The sequence below is a fragment of the Amycolatopsis sp. NPDC051045 genome, assembly GCF_040682955.1.
Classification (GTDB): Bacteria; Actinomycetota; Actinomycetes; order Mycobacteriales; family Pseudonocardiaceae; genus Amycolatopsis.
Genome location: NZ_JBFBCC010000003.1, coordinates 61,669 through 82,633, shown reverse-complemented (window position 1 = coordinate 82,633; position 20,965 = coordinate 61,669). Strand labels below are relative to the sequence as shown.

Sequence of the window (20,965 nt, the reverse complement as noted above, 5' to 3'; positions counted from 1 at the left end):
TCTGGATACTACGCACCCGCAATTACGAAACGACTCCGCTCCGCCACGCCCAGGCCGCGGTCTCCACCCGGTTCCGCGCGCCGATCTTGCTCTGCACCGACGCCAGGTGCGTCTTCACCGTCGACAACGACATGAACAGCTCCGCGCCGATTTCGGTGTTCGTCAGCCCCCGCGCGGCCGCCTTGACGACGTCCAGTTCCCGCGCGGTCAGCGGCTCGGACGGCGGGGTGGCCCGCGACTTCACCGCGCCGCCGTCGAAGTGCTTGAGCAGCCGGACGGTGATCTGCGGCGAGACCAGCGCGTCGCCGCGGTCGGCCGCGCGGACCGCCTCGATCAGCAGCGCCGGGCCCGCGTCTTTCAGCAGGAACCCGGACGCGCCGTTGCGCAGCGCCGTGTGCACGTACTCGTCGAGGTCGAACGTGGTGACCACGACCACCTTCAGCGGGTCGGTCACGTCCGGCCCGGCCAGCTGCCGGGTGACCTCCAGGCCGTCGAGGCCGGGCATGCGGATGTCGAGCAGGCAGACGTCCGGGCGCAGCTCGCGGGCCTTCGAGACCGCCGAGACGCCGTCGGGTACGTCGGCGACGACCTCGATGTCGTCCTGCGTCTCCAGGATCATGCGGAAGCCCATCCGCACCATCTCCTGGTCGTCGGCGATCAGTACCCGGATCACTCGTCCCCTTCCGTATCTTCTCCGGCCGCCAGCGGCAGCCAAGCTTCGACGCGCCAGCCGCCGTCCGGGCCCCGCCCGGCCGACAGCCGTCCCTTGAGCAGTGCGACGCGCTCGCGCATTCCGACCAGACCGTAGCCGCCCGATCCGCCGGCCGGCCGGTGCGCCGTCTCACGTCCGTTGTCCGTCACCCGCAGGTGCAATTCCGAACTGCTGACCTCGGCGAGGACGAACGCGTCCGTCGCGTCGGCGGCGTGCTTGCCGACGTTCGTCAGCGACTCCTGCACCAGCCGCAGCGCCGAGCGGCCGACCTCGTGCGGCAGGTCCGGCGGCAGGTCGAGGTGCATCGACGTCGGCACGCCGTGGTTGGCGCTCTCGACCAGTTTCCGCAGGTCGGCGCCGAGATCGGTGGTTGCCTGTTCGCTGAACTCGCTCGACCCGGCCGGCGCGTCGCCGCGCATCGAGCGGACCAGCCGCCGCATCGCCGCGAGCGCCTCGACGCCCGCGTTCTCGATCCGGCCCATCGCGTCCACCGCGATCTGCGGGTTCTTCTCGGCCATCAGCCGGGCGGCCTGCGCCTGCACGACGATCCCGGTGACGTGGTGGGCGACGACGTCGTGGAGCTCGCGGGCCAGCGCCATCCGCTCGGCGGTCTGCGCGTCGCTCACCGCGGACTGCACGATCTGGGTGCGCTCGGAGTCCCGTGACCGCAGCATCAGGCCGACGGCGATCGAGATGCCCAGCAACAGCGTCGCGGCGAAGGCGAGGACGGACAGGACCTGGGGATCGGTCTGCAGGCCCTGGCCGGCCTCCGAATTGAGGATCGCCCCGAGCGCGACGACGCTCGACAGCACGGCGACCCGTGCCCAGGACTGGCTCAGCCCGCGGGCCCTGGTCAGGCTCACCACCACGCCCATGCCGGCGACGATTTGCGTGGACGGCACACCACCCAGCACCGGGTAGTCGAACGAGCGCAGGTGCAGGAACGGCGTGATGACCGCGGACAGCAGCATGATCCCGGCCAGGCCGAGCAGCGCGTCCGCGGGCCGCCGCGGGGACAGCACCGCGATCACGGCCGCGACGATCGAGCAGAACAGGACCGGGAACCCGCGCACGGTGTTCGAGTAGGTGTAACCGAACTCGAACAGCAGCGCGAAGGCGAGCAGGCCCATCAGCGGCCACTGCCCCATCGCCAGCTCGTTCACCCGGCGCAGCCGGCGCACCCGCGGATCGGCCTGCGGCCGGCGGTCCCGGGCCGCGATGGCGGGCACGAGCGGACCGGCGAGCAGCAGCAGGCCGAACAGCAACGCCTGGATACCCGTGCCGCTGTCGATCTCGCCGACGCCCGCGTACCGGCCGAAGACGGCGACCAGGCCGGCGAAGACCAGGAAGCCGACCACGCAGAACGCCACACCCGCCCGCGCCCGGCGGGTCACGTAGTAGACCAGCAGCACCCCGGCCACGACCTCGGTGATGGTCACCTTCGGCAGCACGCTGGAGTACGGCGGGATGTGGAACGCGTGGATGAAGAGGGTGGAGAACACCAGCACCCCACCGCCGGTCACCCCGGCGACGGCGGCCCGCTTCTGGGCCCAGAGCCCGCAAGCCACCATCGCGAGGATGCCGGGCAGCAGGCCGAAGTCGATGAAGCGCGGGCCGTGGTCGTCGAGCGCAGCCTGCGTCGTGTAGATGACGTCGAACAGCAGCGCCACGAAGAGCACGGCGGAGGGCACGCCGATGCGCCGCACCAGGGCGGCGGCGCGGGTGGAGAGCGTTTTCGGCAGAGGCGCGGCGGGCACAACGTGACGTTACGTGATCCCGCGGCGCCCGCACCTTGGCCGAGTGGCCCGCGCTCCCTCGGCCGATCGGCCGATGCGGGCCGGGGCGTGACTGGCCGTCTGCCCGAAGTGGACTCCCCCTGATCTCGGCGAAGCTCATCGGCATCAAGATCCGAACCGACAGGGAGAACCTCGTGGACCCGAACACTCCACATGCGACGAACGGCCCGGTGCTGTCCGGCCGCGGGCTGGTGAAGCGCTACGGCACGCAGCACGCCTTGGCCGGCATCGACATCGACATCCAGCCGCGGGACGCCGTCGCCATCGTCGGGCCGTCCGGCTCGGGCAAGACGTCGCTGCTGCACGTCCTGGCCGGCATCCTCCGGGCCGACGACGGGCAGATCTTCCTGGCCGGGCAGCGGGTCGACCACCTCGGCGAGAAGAAGCGCAGCGAGCTGCGCCGCACCGAGTTCGGGTTCGTCTTCCAGTCCGGGATGCTGGTCGCGGAGCTGTCGGCCGAAGAGAACGTCGCGTTGCCGTCGCTGCTGGCCGGGCTCGGCCGCAAGGAGGCCATCGAGGCCGGCCGCGTCTGGCTCGCGCGCCTCGGCCTGGCGGGCAAGGAACGCCGCCGCCCCGGTGAGCTGTCCGGTGGTGAGGCTCAGCGCGTCGCGATCGCCCGGGCGCTGACCCACCGGCCGAAGGTGATCTTCGCCGACGAGCCGACCGGCGCGCTCGACACCCGCACCGGCCGCGACACGATGGACGCCCTGCTCGGCGCCGCCCACGAAACGGGCGCCGCGGTCATCGTGGTCACGCACGACCGTGAGCTGGCCGAATCGATGCCGAAGACCGTCGCCATCCGCGACGGCCTGATCGCGACGAGGCTGGCGGCGTGAACTCGCTCCAGATCGCCCTGCGGGTGCTGAGGGTGGATCGGCGGACCCGGACGTCGGCGATCCTCACCGCGATCGGGGTGGCCGTCGCGACCGGGCTGGTGCTGCTGCTGGCGACCCTGCCGTTCGCCACCCAGAACCGCGAGCAGCGCGCCCTTTGGCAGGGCGACAACTTCTACAGCCGCAGCTCCGACGGCCCGGCAAAGATGATCTTCAACGCGTCGAAGGACTACTTCGACGGCAAGCAGCTCATCCGCGTCGACGTCGCGCTGGTGCCGGGCGCGACCGCGGCCGAGATCCAGCTGCCGCCGGGCGTGCCGCAGCTCCCCGGACCGGGCGAGACCGTCGTGTCGCCCGCGCTCGGCCGGCTCCTGCAGGCGAACCCGGCCGCGCAGCTCGGCGACCGCTTCGGCAAGCCCGTCGGCGCACTGGGCGAAGACGGCCTCCGGTTCCCCGAGCAGCTCGTCGCGCTGACCGGGCACACGCCGGACGCGATGCCGGAGAACGCCTCCCAGGTGGCGGGCTTCCCCGGCGGGAAGGCGAGCCCCGACGCCCTGCTCATGCTGCTGTCCTGGGTCGGGATCATCGTGCTGCTGGTGCCGAGCCTGGTGCTGGTCGCGTCGTCGGCGCGGCTGACCGCGGCCCGGCGGGAGCGGCGGCTCGCCGCGATCCGGCTGGCCGGCGCGACGCCGGGGCAGGTCACGAACATGGTGGCCGCCGAGACGACGTTGTCGGCCGGGATCGGCGCGCTGCTCGGGCTGCTGATCAGCCCGGCGCTGCACGGCCTCGCGTCGTTCGTGCCGTGGGCCGGTGGCACCTGGCTCGCGTCCGACTTCGCGCTGCCGGTCGGCCTGACGGTGTTTATCGTCGTGGCCATCCCGGTGCTCGTGGTGCTGGCCGGGGTCCTCGGCCTGCGCCGCGTGCTCAAGAACCCGCTGTTCGCCACCGGCGGCCACTCGAAGAAGCCGCTGCACTGGTGGCGCCTGCTGGCGCTGCCCACGGCCGGGGCCTTCTTCCTCGTCGCGGTGACGACGGTCAAGGAGTCCGGCGGCATCGGCCTGGTCATGGTGGGCCTGTTCCTGCTGGTCGGCTCGGCCGCGATCGTGGGGCCGTGGGTGACGTCCGCGGTCGGCGGCACGTTCGTCCGGATCTGGCGCCGCCCGTCCGCGCTGCTGGCCGGCCGCCGCCTGCGTGACGACCCGAAGGGTGCCTACCGCGCGTCCGCCGGGATCGTGCTGGCGGTGTTCGCCGGGTCGATGGCGCTGACGCTGCTGCCGACGTTCGAATCGATGGCCGGCGGCGGGCGGTCCTTCTCCGACTCCGTGCTCTACGTCGACACCGACGCCAAGCACGCGGACAAGATCGTCGACCAGGCCAACGCTTCACTCCAGAAGTACGGGCAGTCCGAAAAGGCGGTCGCCGTCGGCGAGATCTACCTGGTGCGGGGCCAGGCTCCCAACCGGTACGGCCACCGCGCGCTGGTGATGACCTGCGCCGACGCCGTGAAGCTGACCCGCTTCGGCCTCACGCCGGAGAACTGCACGGGCGGCCCGGCCGTCTTCGGGGACTCGGCGCTCGACCTGGCGCAGTACAAGATCGCCGACAACTGGGAAGGTCCGGCGGTGGCCGCGCGGTCGGGGACGCGGGTGGAGAACGTCAAGTACCCGGATGCCGACCTGTCCGGCTCGTTCGTCATCGACCCGGCGGCGTTGCCGGACGGCTTCACGCCGAAGGACGTCACCGTGGTCGCGCCGACCACCGACGCGAACCGCGAGACCGTCCGGACGGCGCTGGCCGGGCCGGCGGCCGGCGCGGAGATCGGCAGCCGCGACCAGTACCTGTTCAACCAGCAGACCGAGCTCGGCGACCTGCGCCGGGTCACGGTGATCGGGCTGATCGCCGCGGGGATCCTGGCCGGCTGCAGTGCCGCGGTCGCCACCGCGGGCTCGGTGATGGACCGCCGCCGCACCTTCGGGGCGCTGATGGCCGCGGGCACGCCGGTGCGGGTGCTGGCGAGGGCGTTGCGGATGGAAGCCGCGCTGCCGGCACTGGTCGCCACCATCGGCGCGGGAATCGTCGGGGTACTCGTCGGTGTTGGGCTGTACAGCATGGTCGACGCGCGGGGCATCGTGCTCAGCCCGTGGCTGCTGGCGCCGGTCGTGCTCGGGGTCGGGGTGGCCCTGCTCGGCGCGTCGGTCTGCGCACCGGCTCTCAAGCGGGTCCAGGCGGAGCCGCTGGCCGAAGAATGAGGCGTTCGCCCCTCTGTCGGGGGAGGGGCGGATACCGGGGGTAGTGAGCTGAAGGGGACCTTCTCCGCCGGGGATCCGGGGAGGGTCCCCTTCAGCGCTTCAGCGCCGTTCGAAGATCAGGTCGTGCGAGACGCGGCCTTCGACGTCCGCGCGCTGCTCGAACTTCGTCACCGGCCGCCACTCCGGCCGCGGCGCCCAGCCGTCGTACCGGTTCCGCAGCGCGGGTTCGGCGGAGCAGACCTCCAGCATCTGCTCGGCGTAGTTCTCCCAGTCGGTCGCCATGTGAAAAGTACCGCCGGGCGCGAGCCGCGAGGCCACGAGCGCGGCGAACGACGGCGACACGATCCGCCGCTTGTGGTGCTTCTTCTTCGGCCACGGGTCCGGGAAGAACAGCCGCACGCCGTGCAGCGAGTCCGGCTCGACGTGCTCGGTCAGCAGCACGACGGCGTCGCCGTGGAGCAGCCGCAGGTTCTCGACGCCGAGCTTTTCGGCGCGCAGCATCAGCTGGCCGAGGCCCGGGTCGTAGACCTCGGCCGCGACGTAGTTCAGCTCCGGCGCCGCCGCGGCCAGCTGCGACGTCGTCTCGCCCATGCCGGAGCCGATCTCCAGCATCACCGGCGCTTCGCGGCCGAACCACGCGGCGAAGTCCAGCGGACCGGCGGGCAGTTCACCGACCGTGCGGCCGAGCTTCGGCCACAGTTCGTCCCACGCGCGTTGCTGCCCGACGGTCATCCGGCCACCGCGCTTCACGTAGCTGACGACGCTGCGCAGCCGGGGCTGGTCCTCGTTTTCCACCCAGCGAGGTTAACGAACGCCTTCGAACACCCCGAGGCGGGAACGGAGACCGGCCAAACCGGCGACCGGGATCGGGTCCGGGGTCCGCCCGGTGTGCGCGGGCAGGACGTCGATCCAGCCCGGGTGCCGGTCGGTGTTCATCACCGTCGTGGGAATCGCGTGCCCCGATTTCCCGCGTTCGGACGGCATGAACTCCCAGTAGCCGGATTCGCCGTCCGCGGCCCACGGGACGAATTCCCACCCGGGGCGCCTGCCGAGCAGTTGCGCGATCCGGTCCTCGACGCGGAAACCCTGGTCCCGCGAATCGAGCTTGCCGTCCGCCATCGCACGCAGCCACCACGGCGCGGGGATCGGTCCCGCCATCCCGGCCGAGGCGCGGAACAGGGCCAGGACACTGTCTTCGGGCGCGCGGTGCACCCACGCCCGGCGGAGTTCGGCGGGCGTCGACGCCGTCATGGCGGCCTGCGGGAGTTCGATCGCCCGCGACCATTCGAGGTCCAACATGGGTTCGAGCCGGGGAGCGTCGTCTTCGACGCGGGCTCGGGGAATCGTGCTGCCCAATTCTTGACCGGTGTCCACCGTCAAGGATCACCTCCAGGGGAGCTCAGACGGGTCCGGTTCGTTCCCTTGTGAATCTTGCCTGGTCATAGCAGTATGTCCGGTGCCTGTGAGGGAAGCCACAGCTGTTTCACCTTTTGTTAACAAGGTTTTCTGGGGTAATGAGACGCCGGTCACGCTCAGGCGTCACGTCGTGCCGTGACGAGTACGCCGGCCACGAACAGGGCAACGGTGATCGCCGCGAAGTAACCGAGGTAGCCCCACGGGCCGAGCGGCGCGGACGGCAGCTGCAGCGGCCCGGTGGCGAAACCGGCGGCCCCGACGAACTCGTCGGCGGCGTGGAACGGCATCCACTGGTAGATGTGCCGGCCGACGCCCGGGATGAAGACGAGGACGCCTTCGAGCACCTGCGTCCAGACGAGCACCACCGTCAGCGCGAAGGCGACGCTGCGCAGCAGGAGCGCGACGCCGACCCCGGCGACCGCGGTGAACAGGAAGACCAGGCTCTGGCCGAGCACCGAGCGCCAGTCCGCGGCCGACTGCAGTGCGAGGTCGGCGTCCGGCTGCACCAGCGCCGCCAGCCCCCAGGAACCGAACCCGACGACCAGCCCGAGCACGGTGCCGACCGCGCCGACGACCACCACCTTGGCCAGCAGCGCGGGCACCCGGCTCGGCACCGCCTGGAACGTCAGCCGCATGGTGCCCCAGTTGAACTCCGACGCGGTCGCGAGCACCGCGAGGACGAGCAGCACGGTCCGGCCGTTGCCGCTGGCGAGCTGGGTGTTGCCCACCGTCGGCGGGATCTCCGGCCCGGCCAGCGCGAAGAACAGCGCGGTGAAGGCGAGCGGCGCGACGAGCGCGATGGCGAGGCACCACCACAGCGCGCGGGTGCTGAAGAGCTTGATGCGCTCGGCGCGGAGGAGGTTCGTCGGCGTGGTCACTGGGCGGCCTCCGGGGAAGGCGCCGCGGGGAACTCGACGGCGTCGCGGGTGAGGTCGAGGTAGGCCTGCTCGAGCGAACCGGTGATCGGGCTCAGCTCGTGCAGCGTCGCGCCGGCGTCGAAGGCGAGCTGCCCGATCCGGTCACTGTCCAATCCGGACACCACGAACACACCGTCCGCCTCGGTGAACTCGGCCTGCCCGGCCAGCGCGGTGCGCAGCTGGTCGGTGTGCGGGGTGCGCACGCGCACGCCGTGTTCGCTCGTGCGCGCCACGAAGTCGGCCATGGTGCCCTGGTAGATCAGCCGGCCGCGGCCGATCACGACCAGGTCCTGCGCGGTCTGCGCCATCTCGGGCAGCAGGTGGCTGGACACGAACACGGTCCTGCCCTCCGCGGCCAGCGAGTGCAGCAGCTGCCGGATCCAGGCCATGCCCTCGGGGTCGAGGCCGTTCACCGGCTCGTCGAAGAGCAGCACGCGCGGGTCGCCGAGCATCGCGGCGGCGATCCCGAGCCGCTGCTGCATGCCGAGCGAGTACTGCAGGACGCGCGTGTTGCCGACGCTCGTCAGCCCGACCAGCGCCAGCACCTCTTCGACGCGCTTGTCCGGGATGCCGTTGGTCGCGGCCAGCCAGCGCAGGTGGTCGCGCCCGCTGCGGCCGGGGTGGCGCCAGGTGGCGTCCAGCATCGCGCCGACCGTCCTCAGTGGATCTTTCAACTGCCGGTACGGGACGCCGTCGACGAGCACCGTGCCCGCGTCGGGGCGGTCGAGGCCGAGGATCAGCCGCATCGTCGTGGACTTGCCGGCGCCGTTCGGGCCGAGGAACCCGGTGACGCGCCCCGACCGCGCGGTGAAGGTCAGTTCGCTGACCGCGGTCGTGGCGCCGTACCGCTTGGTCAGTGCGTTGGCTTCGATCACGCGCTCCCCCGTCCGTCGGGAGGAGCCTACTGCGAAACACCGAATCCGGGTCGCCCCCCGACAGCGCGACCCGGATTCGGTGTTTCTCCCCTTTATCCCCTCAGGCGTCCCGCTTCTTCGCGACCCCGAGCGCGACGAGCAGGAACACGATCGCGATGCCGGCGAAGTACGCCAGCGCCCAGCCCGGGCTCAGCGGCGAGTCCGACGGCGCCGGGCCGTCCACCATCGCCGAGCCGCGGAGGAACTTGTTCGCGACGTTGAACGGCAGCCACTCGTGGATGTGGTGCCCGACCTTCGGGATGATCTGCACCAGCTCTTCCACGGCCAAGTAGTAGATGAGCAGCAGGGCGATGGCGCCGGCGCTGTGCCGGATGAGGACCCCGAGCGCCACCGCCAGCACGGCGCTGATCGCGAAGACCGGCCCGAGCCCGGCGACGTTCATCCAGTCCTGCGCGGTGTGCAGGCCCAGGTTGTCGTTCGGCCGCATCAGCATGCCGAGGCCGAGGGCCCCGAATGCGGCGATCTCGCCGATCACCAGCGCCACGAGCGCGACGACGACCGCCTTGGCGATCAGCGCCGGCGAGCGGTGCGGCACGGCCTGGAACGTGGTGCGGATGGTGTTGAAGCGGTATTCGGTGGTCACCGCGAGCGCGGCGAGCACCATGACGACGGCGATGCCGAACTGGGAGCCGCCGAACTGGGTGGCCGACAGCGTGAGCTGGGCGTCGGACGGCGTCGCGCCGGCGATGATGGCGGCGAAGCCGATGGTCAGGGCCAGGGTGATGAGCGCGCACCACCACGGCGAGCGGGTGGAGAACAGCTTGATGCGTTCTACCGCGAGCAGGTTCATGATCTTGTTTCCCCGTTACTTGGCGGACTCGAGCACGTGCTGCGCCTCGGCGTCGAGACCGGTGTGGTACTCGACGGAGTCGCCGGTGATCTGCATGAAGGCCTGCTCGAGCGAGCCGGTCTGCGGGCTCAGTTCGTGCAGCACGATTCCGTTGGCCGCGGCGAGCTCGCCGATCTTGTCGCTGTCCATTCCGGACACCACGAGCGCGTTGCCGTCCTCGGTGACGCCGGCGCTGGCGCGCTGCAGGGCGTCGCGGAGCTCGGCCAGCTGCGGCGACCGCACCTTGACCGTGTTCTCCGCCGCGCGGGAAACGAAGTCCTGGGTCGACGACTGCGAGATCAGCTGCCCGCGGCCGATCACCACGAGGTTGGTCGCGGTCAGCGCCATTTCCGAAAGCAGGTGGCTCGACACGAACACCGTGCGGCCCTCTTCGGCCAGCCGGTGCATGAACTTCCGGATCCAGAGGATGCCCTCGGGGTCGAGGCCGTTCACCGGCTCGTCGAACAGCAGCACCTCGGGGTCGCCGAGCAGGGCGGCGGCGATCCCGAGCCGCTGCGACATGCCGAGCGAGAACCCGCCGGCGCGCTTGTTCGCGACGCTGGTCAGGCCGACCGTCTCGAGCACCTCGTCGACGCGGGCGGTGGAGATGCGGTTGGACTTCGCCATCCACTGCAGGTGGGCGCGCGCCGAGCGGTTGGGGTGCACCCACTTCGCGTCGAGCAGCGCGCCGACGGTGCGCAGCGGTTCCTTGAGTTCGTGGTACTTCTTGCCCCCGATGGTGACCTGGCCGCCCGTCGGGTTGTCCAGGCCCAGGATCATGCGCATGGTGGTGGACTTGCCCGCCCCGTTCGGGCCGAGGAAGCCGGTGACCTGACCCGCGGCCACGGAGAACGACAGGTTGTTCACCGCCAGTGTCTTCCCGTACCGCTTGGTGAGGCTGGTTGCCTCGATCATGACTGCTCCTCTTCCGCCCCTCGCTTACGACGCGTACATCGTCGCGGGTCGGGGATGGTTCGCGCGTCACCCTGTAGACCGAACCGGTCCCCCTACCTGAGTAGTACCTTGCTGGCTCTTCGGCCGATGCGCGATGGGTGATGACCCTGACGCGACCCTGATTCGCACCAATTAATGAACTGTGGTTCAATAACTCCGTGGCCCGGCCGAGGAGCATCACCGACGAGCGGCTGCTGGGTGCGGCGGAGACCGTGATCGGCCGCTGCGGCCCCGGTTTCACGCTGGCGCAGGTGGCTTCGCAAGCCGGCGTTTCGGTCGGCACGGTGGCGCAGCGGTTCGGCTCGAAGAGCGGTCTGCTGCAGGCGATGAGCCGGCGGGCCACGCGGCGGGCGGTCGAGCAGATGCGGGCGTGCGCCGAGCGGGCGGACGACCCGGTCGACGGCCTGCGCGCCGCGGCGGTGTCGGTCTACGCGGTGCTCGGCGACGCCGAAGAGGCGGCGAACCACCTCGGGCAGCTCGGCGTGGACATCGGCGACCCGGTGCTGCGGTCGCTGCTGGGTGAGCACTTCACGGCGGTCGAGGAAGAACTGCGGCGGCTCGTGCGCGCGGCGGCGGGTTCGCTGCCGCACGCCCCGAACGTGCCGCGGGCGGCGCGTGCGGTGCTCGGCGTCATCAACGGGGTGTCGATCGACTGGTCGATCCGGCCGCACGGGCGGCTGGCCGACCGGCTGGCGGAGGACGTCGACGCGGTGCTGGCCGCGTGGCGGGGACGGGAGGACGCATGAGTCTGGCGGGCAAGGTCGCCGTGGTCACCGGGGCGACCCGGGGCTGCGGGCGGGCGATCGCGGTGGAGCTGGGCCGCGCAGGCGCGACGGTGTACGTCACCGGCCGCACCACGCGCGAAACGGTGTCGCCGATGAAGCGCCCGGAAACGATCGAAGAGACGGGCGAGCTGGTCGAGGCGGCGGGCGGCAAGGCCGTGGTGGTTCGCTGCGACTTCACCTCGGTGTCCGATGTGGACGCACTGAAAGCGCGCATCGAGTCCGAAGTGGACGGTATCGACCTCCTGGTCGACGACGTCTGGGGCGGTGACATGTACGCCCTCTTCGACGCGCCCTTCTGGGAGACGCCGCTGGAGGACGCGCTGAACCTGACGCACAACGCGCTCGACACGCACCTCATCGCGCTGCACCGGCTCCTGCCGCTCGTGGTCGCCCGCCGCGGCCTGGTCCTGGAGGTGACCGACGGCGACAACGACGACTACGTCGGCGCGGGTCTCCCCTACTACCTGGCCAAGTGCGGCATCCGCGCGCTCGGCCGGGCGCTGGGCGTGGAGCTGAAGAAGAACGGCTGCGTCGGGCTGGCCGTCACGCCGGGCTTTCTGCGTTCGGAGGCGATGCTCGACCACTTCGAGGTCACCGAGGAGAACTGGCGTGACGCGGTCGGCAAGCTCGCGCCGGTCGACTTCAAGATCTCCGAGACGCCGTACCTGCTGGCCCGCGGCGTCGCGGCACTGGCGCAGGACCCGGACGTCGGCCGGTTCGCCGGCCGGACGCTGGCGTCGTGGACGCTGATGAAGGAGTACGGCTTCACCGACGTCGACGGCGACCGTCCGGACTTCGGCCGCTGGCTCACCGAGGTCCGCCACGCGGGCAAGGACCCGGCGGCCACCCCGCCGGACGGCTTCCGCTAGGAGATGCCGGGGCGGGTGAGACCGGTTTCGTAGGCGAGCACCACCGCCTGCACCCGGTCTCGCAGGCCCAGCTTCGCCAGGATCCGCCCGACGTGCGTCTTCACCGTCGCTTCGGACAGGAACAGCGCTTCGGCGATCTCCAGGTTCGACATGCCCTTGGCGATCAACACGAGGACTTCGCGCTCGCGGTCGGTGAGCACGTCCAGCTCGGCGGTGTCCCGCGGCGCGCCACCGGTGCCGACGAAGCGGTCCAGGAGCCGGCGGGTCACCGACGGCGACACCACCGCGTCGCCCGAGGCGACCGCCCGCAGCGCCGACACCAGGTGGTCGGGCTGGGTGTCCTTGAGCAGGAACCCGCTCGCCCCGCCCTGCAGCGCCGCGTAGACGTACTCGTCGAGGTCGAACGTCGTCATCACGAGCACGCGCGCGGTGCCGTCGGCGACGATCCGCTTCGTCGCCTCGACGCCGTCGAGCACCGGCATCCGGACGTCCATCAGCACGACGTCGGGACGCAGTCGTTCGGCCAGCTCGATCGCCTGCGCGCCGTCGCCGGCCTCGCCGACGACGTCGATGTCGGCCTGCGCACCCAGCACCATCCGGAACCCGACGCGCATCAGTTCCTGGTCGTCGACGACCACCACCCGGATCACTTGTCCAACCTAACCGGCAGGGCCGCGCGGACCTGCCACCCTCCGGCCGGAGCCGGGCCCACGTCCAATGTCCCGCCGTACACGTGCGCGCGCTCGCGCATGCCGATCAAGCCGTTCCCGCCCGGCAGCCGGGGGTCGCGCCGCCCGGCCGGGACCAGCTGCGGGACGCGGCCGGCGCCGTCGTCGGACACCAGCACCTCCACCAGGTCGCCGGTGCGCTGCACCCGCACCGACGCGGTCGCGCCGCGTCCGGCGTGCTTGAGCGTGTTGGTCAGCGACTCCTGGACGATCCGGTACACGCCGAGGGAGACACCGGCCGGCAGGTCGCCGAGCTCGCCGATCTCCAGCTCCACCGGCACCCCGGCGGTACGCATCCGGTCGGCCAGCTCGGCGAGGGCGTGCGCGTCCGGCTGCGGCACGCGGGGCTCGCCGTCCGCGTCGTCGCTGCGGAGCACGTCCAGCAGCCGCCGCAGTTCGCCCAGCGCGCCGCGGCCCGTCTCGGAGATCGTCTGCAGGGCCCGCTGGGCGAGTTCGGGGTTGCTCTGGATCGCGTAGGACGCGCCGTCGGCCTGCACGACCATCACGCTCACCGCGTGGGCGACGACGTCGTGCAGCTCGCGCGCGATCCGGCCGCGCTCTTCGGCCACCGCGATCCGGGTGGCCTGGTCCCGTTCGGTCTCGAGCAGGTGCAACCTGGCCTCCACTTCCACGTCGTAGGCGCGCCGGGCCCCGACGAACTCGCCGAGGGTCCAGCACAGGGCGATCCCGAACGCGAGGAACAGCGCCGAGATCAGGAGCTCGTCCGTCTGGTTCACGGTCTGGTCCAGCGCCAGCTGCACGGCCGACCCGGCGACGACGGCACCGACGTACACCAGCCCCTGCCGCCGCCCCGCGTAGACGACGACCGAGTAGATGCTCATCGCCAGGCCGGCGATGCTGGAGATGCCGAGCTGCAGCGTCATGTGCACGACGCTGATCACCAGCACGACGTAGGCCGACCACAGCGGTGACTTCCGCCGGAACACCAGCGGCGCCACCATGGCGATGTTCACCGGCACGGCGATGTACCAGGGCGGCAGTTCGGCGATTTCGTCGAAGCCGTCGGCGGCGAACAGCAGCAGGTCGAACAGGCCGAGCAGGACGGCGAGCACCGTGTCGCCCGCCATGGGGTGGGCACGCATCCAGAGGCTCAGCCGTCGCACCACACAACACTAGGTCGCGCGACGGAGACCGCGCGTCGGTCGCCGGTACCACCTTCGGTGCGACCTGCGGATGAGGCGCATGGCACGATTCAGGGGGGTGTCCGTACGACGGGAGGGCTGGGGGCCGTGACGTCACCGGAGCAGGGCCGGCTCGCGGGTCCGCTGTCGATGTCGGTGGCCAACCTGTGTCACCGCCTGCAGCCGCAGGTCTCCGCGCGCACCGCCGCCGGGTTCGCCGAGGTGCTGCGCCGGCTCGGCGCGCCCCTGCAGGTGGCCGTCGCCGGCCGGATCAAGTCGGGCAAGTCCACGCTGGTCAACGCGCTGATCGGCCGCCGGGTCGCGCCGACCGACATCGGCGAGTGCACCCGGCTGGTGACCCGGTTCCAGTACGGCACGGTGGACCGCGTCGAGATCGTCTTCACCGACGGCCGCAAGCAGGTGCTCCCCTTCGCCTCCGACGGCATGATCCCGGCCGAGCTGGGCGTCGACATCGAGCAGGTGTCGCACATCGAGGCCTACCTCACCAACGCCGTGCTGCAGGGCATGACGGTGATCGACACCCCCGGTCTCGGCTCGCTCGACGCCGCTTCGGTGTCCCGCACCGAGCAGCTCCTGGGCGCGGCGAAGCACCGCAAAGGAGCGGACGAAGAGGGCTCGGACGAGCTGGACGACACCTCGCGCAACGCCGTCGCCGGTGCGGAAGCCGTGCTGTACGTCGTCACGCAGGGCGTCCGCGCCGACGACCAGCAGGCCCTCGCCGCCTTCACCGCGGCCACGGCGAGCCGCGAAGCGGGGCCGGTCAACGCGATCGCCGTCCTCAACAAGGCCGACACCATCGCGCCCGAGTCGGTCGAGGGCGCCGGTGGCGACGTCTGGAAGGCCGCGACGCTGCTCGCCGAGAAGCAGGCGTCGACGTTGAAGCCGCGCGTCGCCGACGTGCTGCCGGTGATCGGGCTGATCGCCGAATCCGCCGAGTCCGGCGGGTTCACCTCGGCCGACGCCGAGGTCCTGCGGCAGCTCGCCGACCTCGACGACGACGTCCTGCAGACCATGCTGATCTCGGCCGACATCTTCACCAGCTGGGAGTGCGACGTCCCGGCGGGCACCCGGCTGCGGCTGCTGGAGAAGCTCGACCTGTTCGGCATCTCGCACGCCGTCGAGGCCATCCGCAAGGAACCGGAGATCACGGCGGGCGCGTTGCGGCGGGCGTTGCTCGACGCGTCCGGCCTCGAGGCGGTGCGGCAGCGGCTGGCGGTGGTCTTCGCCGCTCGCGCGGACGGCATCAAGGCGGCCGCGGCGCTGGCCTCGGTGACCGCGCTCGCGCACGCCTCGGCCGACCCGGCGGAGCGCCAGCGCGTCCACGACGCCATCGAGGTGCTGCTCGCCAAGCCCGAAGCCCACCAGCTGCGGCTGCTCGAAGCGCTGACGCTGGTCGCCTCCGGCGCGGTCGACATGCCGGAGGACCTCGCCGAAGAAGTGCTGCGGGTCGGCAGCAACGCCGACATCGGCGCCCAGCTCGGCAAACCCGGCGCCCCGCGGCCGGAGCTGGCCGCGCACGCCCTCGAGCGCGCGGGCTGGTGGCGCTCGTTCGCGTCCTTCGGCGCGACGCCCGCGCAGAGCCGCGTCGCGCACGTCGTCCACCGGGCGTACTTCCTGATCTGGCAACAGGTCCGCGAACCACCGGGTTGAGTTGTTTCTGCTTGCCAAGTTTCTCCTGGCTGCGCCGGTTCTCCGCGTACTGTGAAAACGTGCGCCTAGAAAACACGACATCCTGGCGAGCCGGCTGGAGCAGCGAGACCGAGGTCGACGTCGCGCTGTACATCCGTGACGCTCTGGCACTGTCCGTTTCCGAAGGACAGGTGCTGCCGCCGGTGGAGCCGCGGGTGCCGGTGCACGTTCCGCCCGGGGTCGACCGGGCGGCCGTCCAGGAGCAGTGGGCCGACTGGTGGGTCGACCTGCTCGCCTTCCTGCGCAGCCGCGAGGACCCGGATCCGCGCAGCGCCCGCACCCGGTACGGCAGGCCGGCCCTCGCCCCGGGCTCGGCGATGCGTACGGCGGTCGACTTCTTCGGTCCGCCCGCGGCCCGTCACTTCGCCAACGCCCGAGGCCCGGCCCTGCGCGGCGCGGGCGAGCCGGCGGGCGGCACTCCGTGGGCGCCCGGCTTCTACCGCCGCCAGATCGTGGCCGGCGAGCGGCTCGGGCAGCTGGTGCGGGAGGCCGAGGTGCGGGAGGGCCGGCGCGCGTACCCGTTCCGGCTGAACGTCATCGAGATCTCGGTCGCCGGTTCGATCTGGCTGCGCACGGCGGAGGACCAGCTGCTCGTCTCGTCCCGGCTCGCCGAGGACGGCCCGGGCCTGGAAGCGGTCCTGCGCGAGGTGATCGACCAGCTGGTCTGAGGGCCGGCTTTCATAAACCGAGTACGCGGTCTAATAATAGGCGCATGGAGACGACCGTCGACGAGCCGTCATGGCTGCGCACCGGGTCCTGGGTCGGCTGCCCCCTCATCGGGGGCGCGCTCGGCGTGGGCGTCTGGGCCATCGCCGCCTGGGTCGGCGACCTGCCCGCCTTCCCGTTCCAGGGCGTGTTCAAGGTTCTCACCAAGCTGCCCCAGCCGTGGGCGACGCTGGCCGCGGTCGCCGGCGGGCTGGTGCTCGGCTTGGCGTTCGCGGCGATCTGGGCCCACGAGCGCCTGGTCGTCACGGTGACGCCGACCCGGGTCACGCTGGTCCGCGGGGACAAGACCCGGCGCATCGAGGCGAACCTCGAAGCCGTCTACCTCGACGGCAAGGAGCTCGTCCTGCGCACCACCGACGGCCGGGAGATCGCGCGGGAGAAAACCGACCTCGGCCGCCCCGAGCTGGCGTCGGCCTTCGCCGAGCACGGCTACCCCTGGCAGGACGAGCCGGTCGAGCGATGAGGACCGTCGACCCGGCCAAGCACGAGGCCAAACGGGCCGCGATCGTCGACGCCGCGGCCGGCTGCTTCGCCGAAAAGGGGTTCGAGCGGACGACGACGGCGGACATTTGCCGGGCCGCGGGCATCAGCTCCGGCAGCCTCTTCCACTACTTCCCCAGCAAGCGCGCGGTGTTCACGGCGATCTTCACCGACGACGCCCGCCGCACCGGCGAACGGCTGGCCGCCGCGGCGGAGGCGGCCGACCCGTGGGCCGCGCTGCTCGACGTCGTCGCCGAACTGGCCGGCGAGCTCGCGCACCCGGCAGTCGGCCGGCTCGTGCTGGAGGCCGCGGCGCAGGCCGCGCGCGACGCCGAGTTCGCCGAGCTCATCCGGCGCAACGACGGCGCCCTCCGCGACGGCCTGGCCGTCCTGCTCGAACGCGCGGCCGGTGCGGGGCTGATCGATCCCGGCGTCGCCCCGCGCGCGGCCGCCGGCTGGGTCGCCGGGCTGCTCGACGCGATGATTTCGCGGGCTGCCATCGACCCGGACCTCGATCTGGCCGCCGAACAGGCGATCCTCCGGACGATCCTGGTCCGGTTCCTCCGTCCCGTTTCGCCCCCGGCCGGCGGCTGAGTCCGCCAAACTGGTGGAATCGGGCGGAACCGGGACGGGGTGGTGCAGGTGGCGTGGTTTCGCAAGGACGGAACCGGCGGTGGTTCCGTCGCGTCGGACACCGATGTGCACCCTTTGCAGCAGTCAGTCGCCGCAACTGACCTGGAGCGCGCGCTCGCCGATCGCCAGGCCTTGATCCAGATGTGCCTGTACGCCCTGGATCGCGCCCGCAGCGGCGGCGTGGTCGAGCGCCTCGAGGAGGGCCTTGCCGCAATCGGCGTGCAGGCCCTGCGGCCCGACGGCGAGCGGTTCGACCCGGCCCGCCACGAGGCGGGCGGCGCGGTCCCGACCGACGACCCGGCGCTCGACGGCATCGTCGCGGAAACCGAGGTCACCGGGTTCGCCGACCACGACCACCTGCTGCGCGCCCCGATCGTCACCGTCTACGCGAAGAAGAACCCGTGAGCGCACCGACCGCGCCGAGCCTGCCCGCGCAGGTCGCCGCGACCCGAGACCAGCTGCTGACCCTCGTCCGCGACGCCGATCCGGCCGCCGCCAACTGGGTCGAGGACATCCGGAAGACCCGGCCGAAGAAGCCGGCCGTCGTGGTCGTCGGCGAGACCAACCGCGGGAAGAGTTCGCTGGTCAACGCGCTGCTCGCGCGGCCGGGACTGTCCCCTGTGGACGCCGACGTCGCCACCGCGACCTACCTCGTGTTCGACCACGCCGACGCGTGGGGCGCGCAGGCCTGCTACCCCGGCCAGCTCGCGCCGGTGCCGATCGACCTCGGCCAGCTGATCCACTGGGTGTCCGCCGCGCACGAGCTGCCGCCCGGCCAGATCCCGCCGCGGTACGTCGAGGTCACCGGGCCGGTCCCGCTGCTGGAACGGCTTTCGCTGGTCGACACGCCGGGTGTCGGCGGGCTCGACTCGATGCACGGCGAGCTCGCCAAGGAAGCCGCCGCGGGCGCGACCGCGCTCCTGTTCGTCGTCGACGCCTCGGCCCCGTTCACCGCCAGCGAGCTGCAGTTCCTGCGCGACGTCGGCGAGCGCGTCGAGACCGTGGTGTTCGCGCTGACCAAAGTGGACATGTTCCGCGGCTGGCGCGAAATCATGGAGGCCGACCGGCAGCTCCTGCGCGAGCACGCGCCCCGCTTCGCCGGCGCGGTGTTCCACCCGGTGTCGGCGCGGATGTTCGAGACGGCGGCGAAGGCACCCAACGAGCAGATGGCCGCGATGCTGCGGGAGAAGTCCGGCGTCGCGGCGGTGCAGACCGCGCTGCAGGAGCTGCTCGTCGGCCGTTCGGCGATGCTCGGCGAGGCGAACACGCTGCGCGCACTGTCCAGCGTGCTGGGTGAGCTCAAGGCGAAGCTGCAGGCCGAGAGCCGGGCCCTGTCCGCGGGCGAGGCCGAGGCCGAGCAGCTGCGCGAACGCCGTGACCAGCTGCAAGCCGAACGCCGGACGTCGACCCGCGGCTGGCAGCTGAAGCTGCGTGGCGAGGTGCAGCGCACCCGCGTCGAGGTCGGGCACGAGAGCAGCCGTCAGATGCGGGACGCCCAGACGCACTTCCGCCAGCTGATCGACGCGGCGAAGCGCGACGAGCTGGCCGCGCTGCCGCAGCAGGTCGACATCGCGCTGCAGACGACGTCGCAGCGGATCTCGATGCTGCTCTCGCAGCGCCTGAACCAGGTCACCAACGTGTCGCTGTCGGAGCTGTTCTCCCCGGCGGAGCTCGACGTCATCCGCGCGCAGTTCGCCCGGGCGGGCGGTCCGCCGGTGGTGCTGCGCCCGCCGGACAAGAAGCCGCCGACGGCCGAGGACAAGCTGCTCGTCTTCATGGGCATCTCCGGCGGCGTCGGCGCCGGCAAGGTGGCCGCGCTGCCGCTGGCCGGCGTCGCGATCCTCAACCCGGTCGTGCTGCCCGTGACGATCATCATCGGCCTCGGCGCCGGCTGGTGGATGGCCCGCACGCGCAAGCACGCGGCCGACAAGCAGCACATGAAGCAATGGCTGGTCGAGGCCATCGCGGACGCCCGCTCGACGCTCGACCAGCTCGTCGCCGAGCAGCTCATCGAGGCCGAGCAGCAGCTGTCGATGGCGCTCGACGAAGCACTGAGCCGGCGCATCGACGCGATCGAGGGCGAGCTGAAGGAAGTCGACAAGACGATCAAGATGGGCGCGCAGGAACGCGCCAAGAAGATCGCGATCGTGTCGAAGCGGCTCAAGGAGGTCAGCGATGGCCGCGAGCGCGCCGAAGCCTTCCTGACCCGGATCCGGGCGCTGCGGGACAAAACCGCCTGAGCGTCCGCCCGGTTGTGGAGCGGAACCGAACGGGCCTACGGTGAGTCATACCCTCAGACAGCAGGTCGAGACGCGTTACCCGGTTCAAAGGGGGAGTCCCATGTGGGTCGACGAGAGCGGCGGCAGCGACACCGACGCGAGCAGCCCGGACGCGATGACCGTCCACGTCGACGGCCAGGAGTACCAGGCCGAGGTCAACTACGACGTGAACGAAGACGGGGTCGACGACACCGCGATCATCGAACACGACGACGGCACGGCCCAGGCCTTCATCGACACGAACCACGACGGCGAGGCCGACCAGTACGCCGTGCTGGACGAGACCGGGCACGTCGTGGAGCAGGCTGTCTACGACGAGGCCAGCGGCGCGTGGGTGGAATCACACGGGGGCGGCCACGACGACTCGGACACCGGCGGCCGGGACGACAGCTCCGGCGGCCACATCCACGCCGACCTGCCGGACGGCGAGGTGGACGCGGGGGTCGCGACCATCGACACCGACCACGACGGGCACAACGACACCGCCATCGTCGAGACGAAGAGCGGCGGCACCATCGCCTTCACCGACAAGGACGGCGACGGCGAAGCGGACGTCGCGGTGCAGACCGACGCCGACGGCACGACCACGACGTTCGAGCACTCCGGCCCCGGCCAGTGGACCGAGGCCTCCAGTGGACTGATGGACTCCGGCAACGAGGGCGACCCCGCGGGAGACGCCGAGTGGGGCGGCGCCGGCACGCAGACGCTGGAGGGCGTCGCGCGCATCGACTCCGGCACGGGACAGTGGATTTCGCCGAACTGAAGTGACCCAAGTCATAGTTTGAAAGCCCGAGACTCCGGTCTCGGGCTTTTTTCATGTCGTCAATGAAAACAAGCAGGTCACGGCGGTGTCCGGCAGCACCGGAAGATTTCCACCGAATGCACCGATCAAGTGACTTCTGAATCGATTCCCTTATCGTTCTTGTGAGAGAACCTACACGTCAGCTCTCGGTTACCTGCCGGTCATGCCGC

At 71.4% G+C, this 20,965-nt stretch carries 21 protein-coding genes; 11 read left to right on the top strand and 10 right to left on the bottom strand.

The genetic code is table 11. From position 1 onward, the window contains the following. Window positions 1–22 precede the first annotated feature (22 nt). On the bottom strand, window positions 23–673 hold the full coding sequence (locus tag AB0M80_RS08075) for a response regulator transcription factor (protein WP_364560595.1): 651 nt from the start codon (window positions 671–673) through the stop codon (window positions 23–25). After that, window positions 670–2,469: a histidine kinase gene (locus AB0M80_RS08070; RefSeq protein WP_364560592.1), complete on the bottom strand. Its 1,800-nt coding sequence runs from the start codon at window positions 2,467–2,469 to the stop codon at window positions 670–672. The genes AB0M80_RS08075 and AB0M80_RS08070 overlap by 4 nt, the downstream gene beginning before the upstream one ends. A 173-nt stretch (window positions 2,470–2,642) precedes the next feature. On the opposite strand from AB0M80_RS08070, the gene AB0M80_RS08065 reads away from it, so the two are divergent. Further along, window positions 2,643–3,344, top strand: a complete 702-nt coding sequence (locus AB0M80_RS08065) for an ABC transporter ATP-binding protein (RefSeq protein ID WP_364560590.1) — start codon at window positions 2,643–2,645, stop codon at window positions 3,342–3,344. Further along, window positions 3,341–5,590: an ABC transporter permease gene (locus AB0M80_RS08060; protein ID WP_364560587.1), complete on the top strand. Its 2,250-nt coding sequence runs from the start codon at window positions 3,341–3,343 to the stop codon at window positions 5,588–5,590. The genes AB0M80_RS08065 and AB0M80_RS08060 overlap by 4 nt, the downstream gene beginning before the upstream one ends. Before the next feature lie 99 nt (window positions 5,591–5,689). Here AB0M80_RS08060 and trmB read toward each other — a convergent pair whose 3' ends face one another. The 6 genes from trmB to AB0M80_RS08030 all read right to left on the bottom strand — a co-directional run bounded on the left by trmB (window position 5,690) and on the right by AB0M80_RS08030 (window position 10,602). Further along, a complete protein-coding gene (gene trmB, locus AB0M80_RS08055) occupies window positions 5,690–6,385 on the bottom strand; it encodes a tRNA (guanosine(46)-N7)-methyltransferase TrmB (protein ID WP_364560584.1) in 696 nt (231 codons plus the stop codon). A 9-nt stretch (window positions 6,386–6,394) separates the two neighbouring features. Further along, window positions 6,395–6,946, bottom strand: coding sequence for a hypothetical protein (locus AB0M80_RS08050; protein WP_364561990.1), 552 nt, complete (start codon window positions 6,944–6,946; stop codon window positions 6,395–6,397). 176 nt (window positions 6,947–7,122) lie between these two features. Next, on the bottom strand, window positions 7,123–7,884 hold the full coding sequence (locus tag AB0M80_RS08045) for a hypothetical protein (protein ID WP_364560581.1): 762 nt from the start codon (window positions 7,882–7,884) through the stop codon (window positions 7,123–7,125). Then, a complete protein-coding gene (locus tag AB0M80_RS08040; protein WP_364560578.1) occupies window positions 7,881–8,798 on the bottom strand; it encodes an ATP-binding cassette domain-containing protein in 918 nt (305 codons plus the stop codon). The genes AB0M80_RS08045 and AB0M80_RS08040 overlap by 4 nt, the downstream gene beginning before the upstream one ends. A 100-nt stretch (window positions 8,799–8,898) precedes the next feature. Continuing rightward, the gene (locus tag AB0M80_RS08035) at window positions 8,899–9,648 is read right to left on the bottom strand and encodes an ABC transporter permease (protein ID WP_364560575.1); all 750 of its coding nucleotides are present in this window, start codon (window positions 9,646–9,648) and stop codon (window positions 8,899–8,901) included. A gap of 15 nt (window positions 9,649–9,663) precedes the next feature. Further along, complete coding sequence (locus tag AB0M80_RS08030) at window positions 9,664–10,602, bottom strand: ABC transporter ATP-binding protein (protein ID WP_364560572.1); 939 nt, start codon at window positions 10,600–10,602, stop codon at window positions 9,664–9,666. 197 nt (window positions 10,603–10,799) lie between these two features. Here AB0M80_RS08030 and AB0M80_RS08025 point away from each other — a divergent pair, with 197 nt between their 5' ends. Both AB0M80_RS08025 and AB0M80_RS08020 read left to right on the top strand, forming a co-directional pair. After that, a complete protein-coding gene (locus tag AB0M80_RS08025) occupies window positions 10,800–11,387 on the top strand; it encodes a TetR/AcrR family transcriptional regulator (protein ID WP_364560569.1) in 588 nt (195 codons plus the stop codon). Beyond that, the gene (locus tag AB0M80_RS08020; RefSeq protein ID WP_364560567.1) at window positions 11,384–12,295 is read left to right on the top strand and encodes an SDR family NAD(P)-dependent oxidoreductase; all 912 of its coding nucleotides are present in this window, start codon (window positions 11,384–11,386) and stop codon (window positions 12,293–12,295) included. Before AB0M80_RS08025 ends, AB0M80_RS08020 begins: the two co-directional genes overlap by 4 nt. On the opposite strand, the gene AB0M80_RS08015 is transcribed toward AB0M80_RS08020, so the two are convergent. Further along, entirely contained in the window at window positions 12,292–12,945 is a 654-nt protein-coding gene (locus tag AB0M80_RS08015) for a response regulator transcription factor (protein WP_364560564.1), read from the bottom strand. The two genes, AB0M80_RS08020 and AB0M80_RS08015, sit on opposite strands and share 4 nt — an antisense overlap. Further along, window positions 12,942–14,111, bottom strand: coding sequence for a sensor histidine kinase (locus AB0M80_RS08010; protein ID WP_364561987.1), 1,170 nt, complete (start codon window positions 14,109–14,111; stop codon window positions 12,942–12,944). The genes AB0M80_RS08015 and AB0M80_RS08010 overlap by 4 nt, the downstream gene beginning before the upstream one ends. Window positions 14,112–14,315: 204 nt before the next feature. Here AB0M80_RS08010 and AB0M80_RS08005 point away from each other — a divergent pair, with 204 nt between their 5' ends. The 7 genes from AB0M80_RS08005 to AB0M80_RS07975 all read left to right on the top strand — a co-directional run bounded on the left by AB0M80_RS08005 (window position 14,316) and on the right by AB0M80_RS07975 (window position 20,756). Beyond that, entirely contained in the window at window positions 14,316–15,836 is a 1,521-nt protein-coding gene (locus AB0M80_RS08005) for a dynamin family protein (RefSeq protein ID WP_364561984.1), read from the top strand. A gap of 59 nt (window positions 15,837–15,895) precedes the next feature. Then, window positions 15,896–16,543 (top strand): hypothetical protein, encoded by a 648-nt coding sequence (locus tag AB0M80_RS08000; protein ID WP_364560562.1) that lies wholly within the window; start codon window positions 15,896–15,898, stop codon window positions 16,541–16,543. A 44-nt stretch (window positions 16,544–16,587) separates the two neighbouring features. Beyond that, entirely contained in the window at window positions 16,588–17,064 is a 477-nt protein-coding gene (locus AB0M80_RS07995; RefSeq protein WP_364560560.1) for a hypothetical protein, read from the top strand. Continuing rightward, the gene (locus AB0M80_RS07990) at window positions 17,061–17,675 is read left to right on the top strand and encodes a TetR/AcrR family transcriptional regulator (RefSeq protein ID WP_364560558.1); all 615 of its coding nucleotides are present in this window, start codon (window positions 17,061–17,063) and stop codon (window positions 17,673–17,675) included. Before AB0M80_RS07995 ends, AB0M80_RS07990 begins: the two co-directional genes overlap by 4 nt. Before the next feature lie 48 nt (window positions 17,676–17,723). After that, window positions 17,724–18,119: a nucleotide exchange factor GrpE gene (grpE, locus tag AB0M80_RS07985; RefSeq protein WP_364560555.1), complete on the top strand. Its 396-nt coding sequence runs from the start codon at window positions 17,724–17,726 to the stop codon at window positions 18,117–18,119. After that, window positions 18,116–19,954 carry a dynamin family protein gene (locus AB0M80_RS07980; RefSeq protein ID WP_364560552.1) on the top strand — a complete coding sequence of 613 codons (1,839 nt, stop codon included), beginning with the start codon at window positions 18,116–18,118 and terminating at the stop codon, window positions 19,952–19,954. Before grpE ends, AB0M80_RS07980 begins: the two co-directional genes overlap by 4 nt. A gap of 100 nt (window positions 19,955–20,054) precedes the next feature. After that, a complete protein-coding gene (locus tag AB0M80_RS07975) occupies window positions 20,055–20,756 on the top strand; it encodes a hypothetical protein (protein WP_364560549.1) in 702 nt (233 codons plus the stop codon). Window positions 20,757–20,965 lie beyond the last annotated feature (209 nt).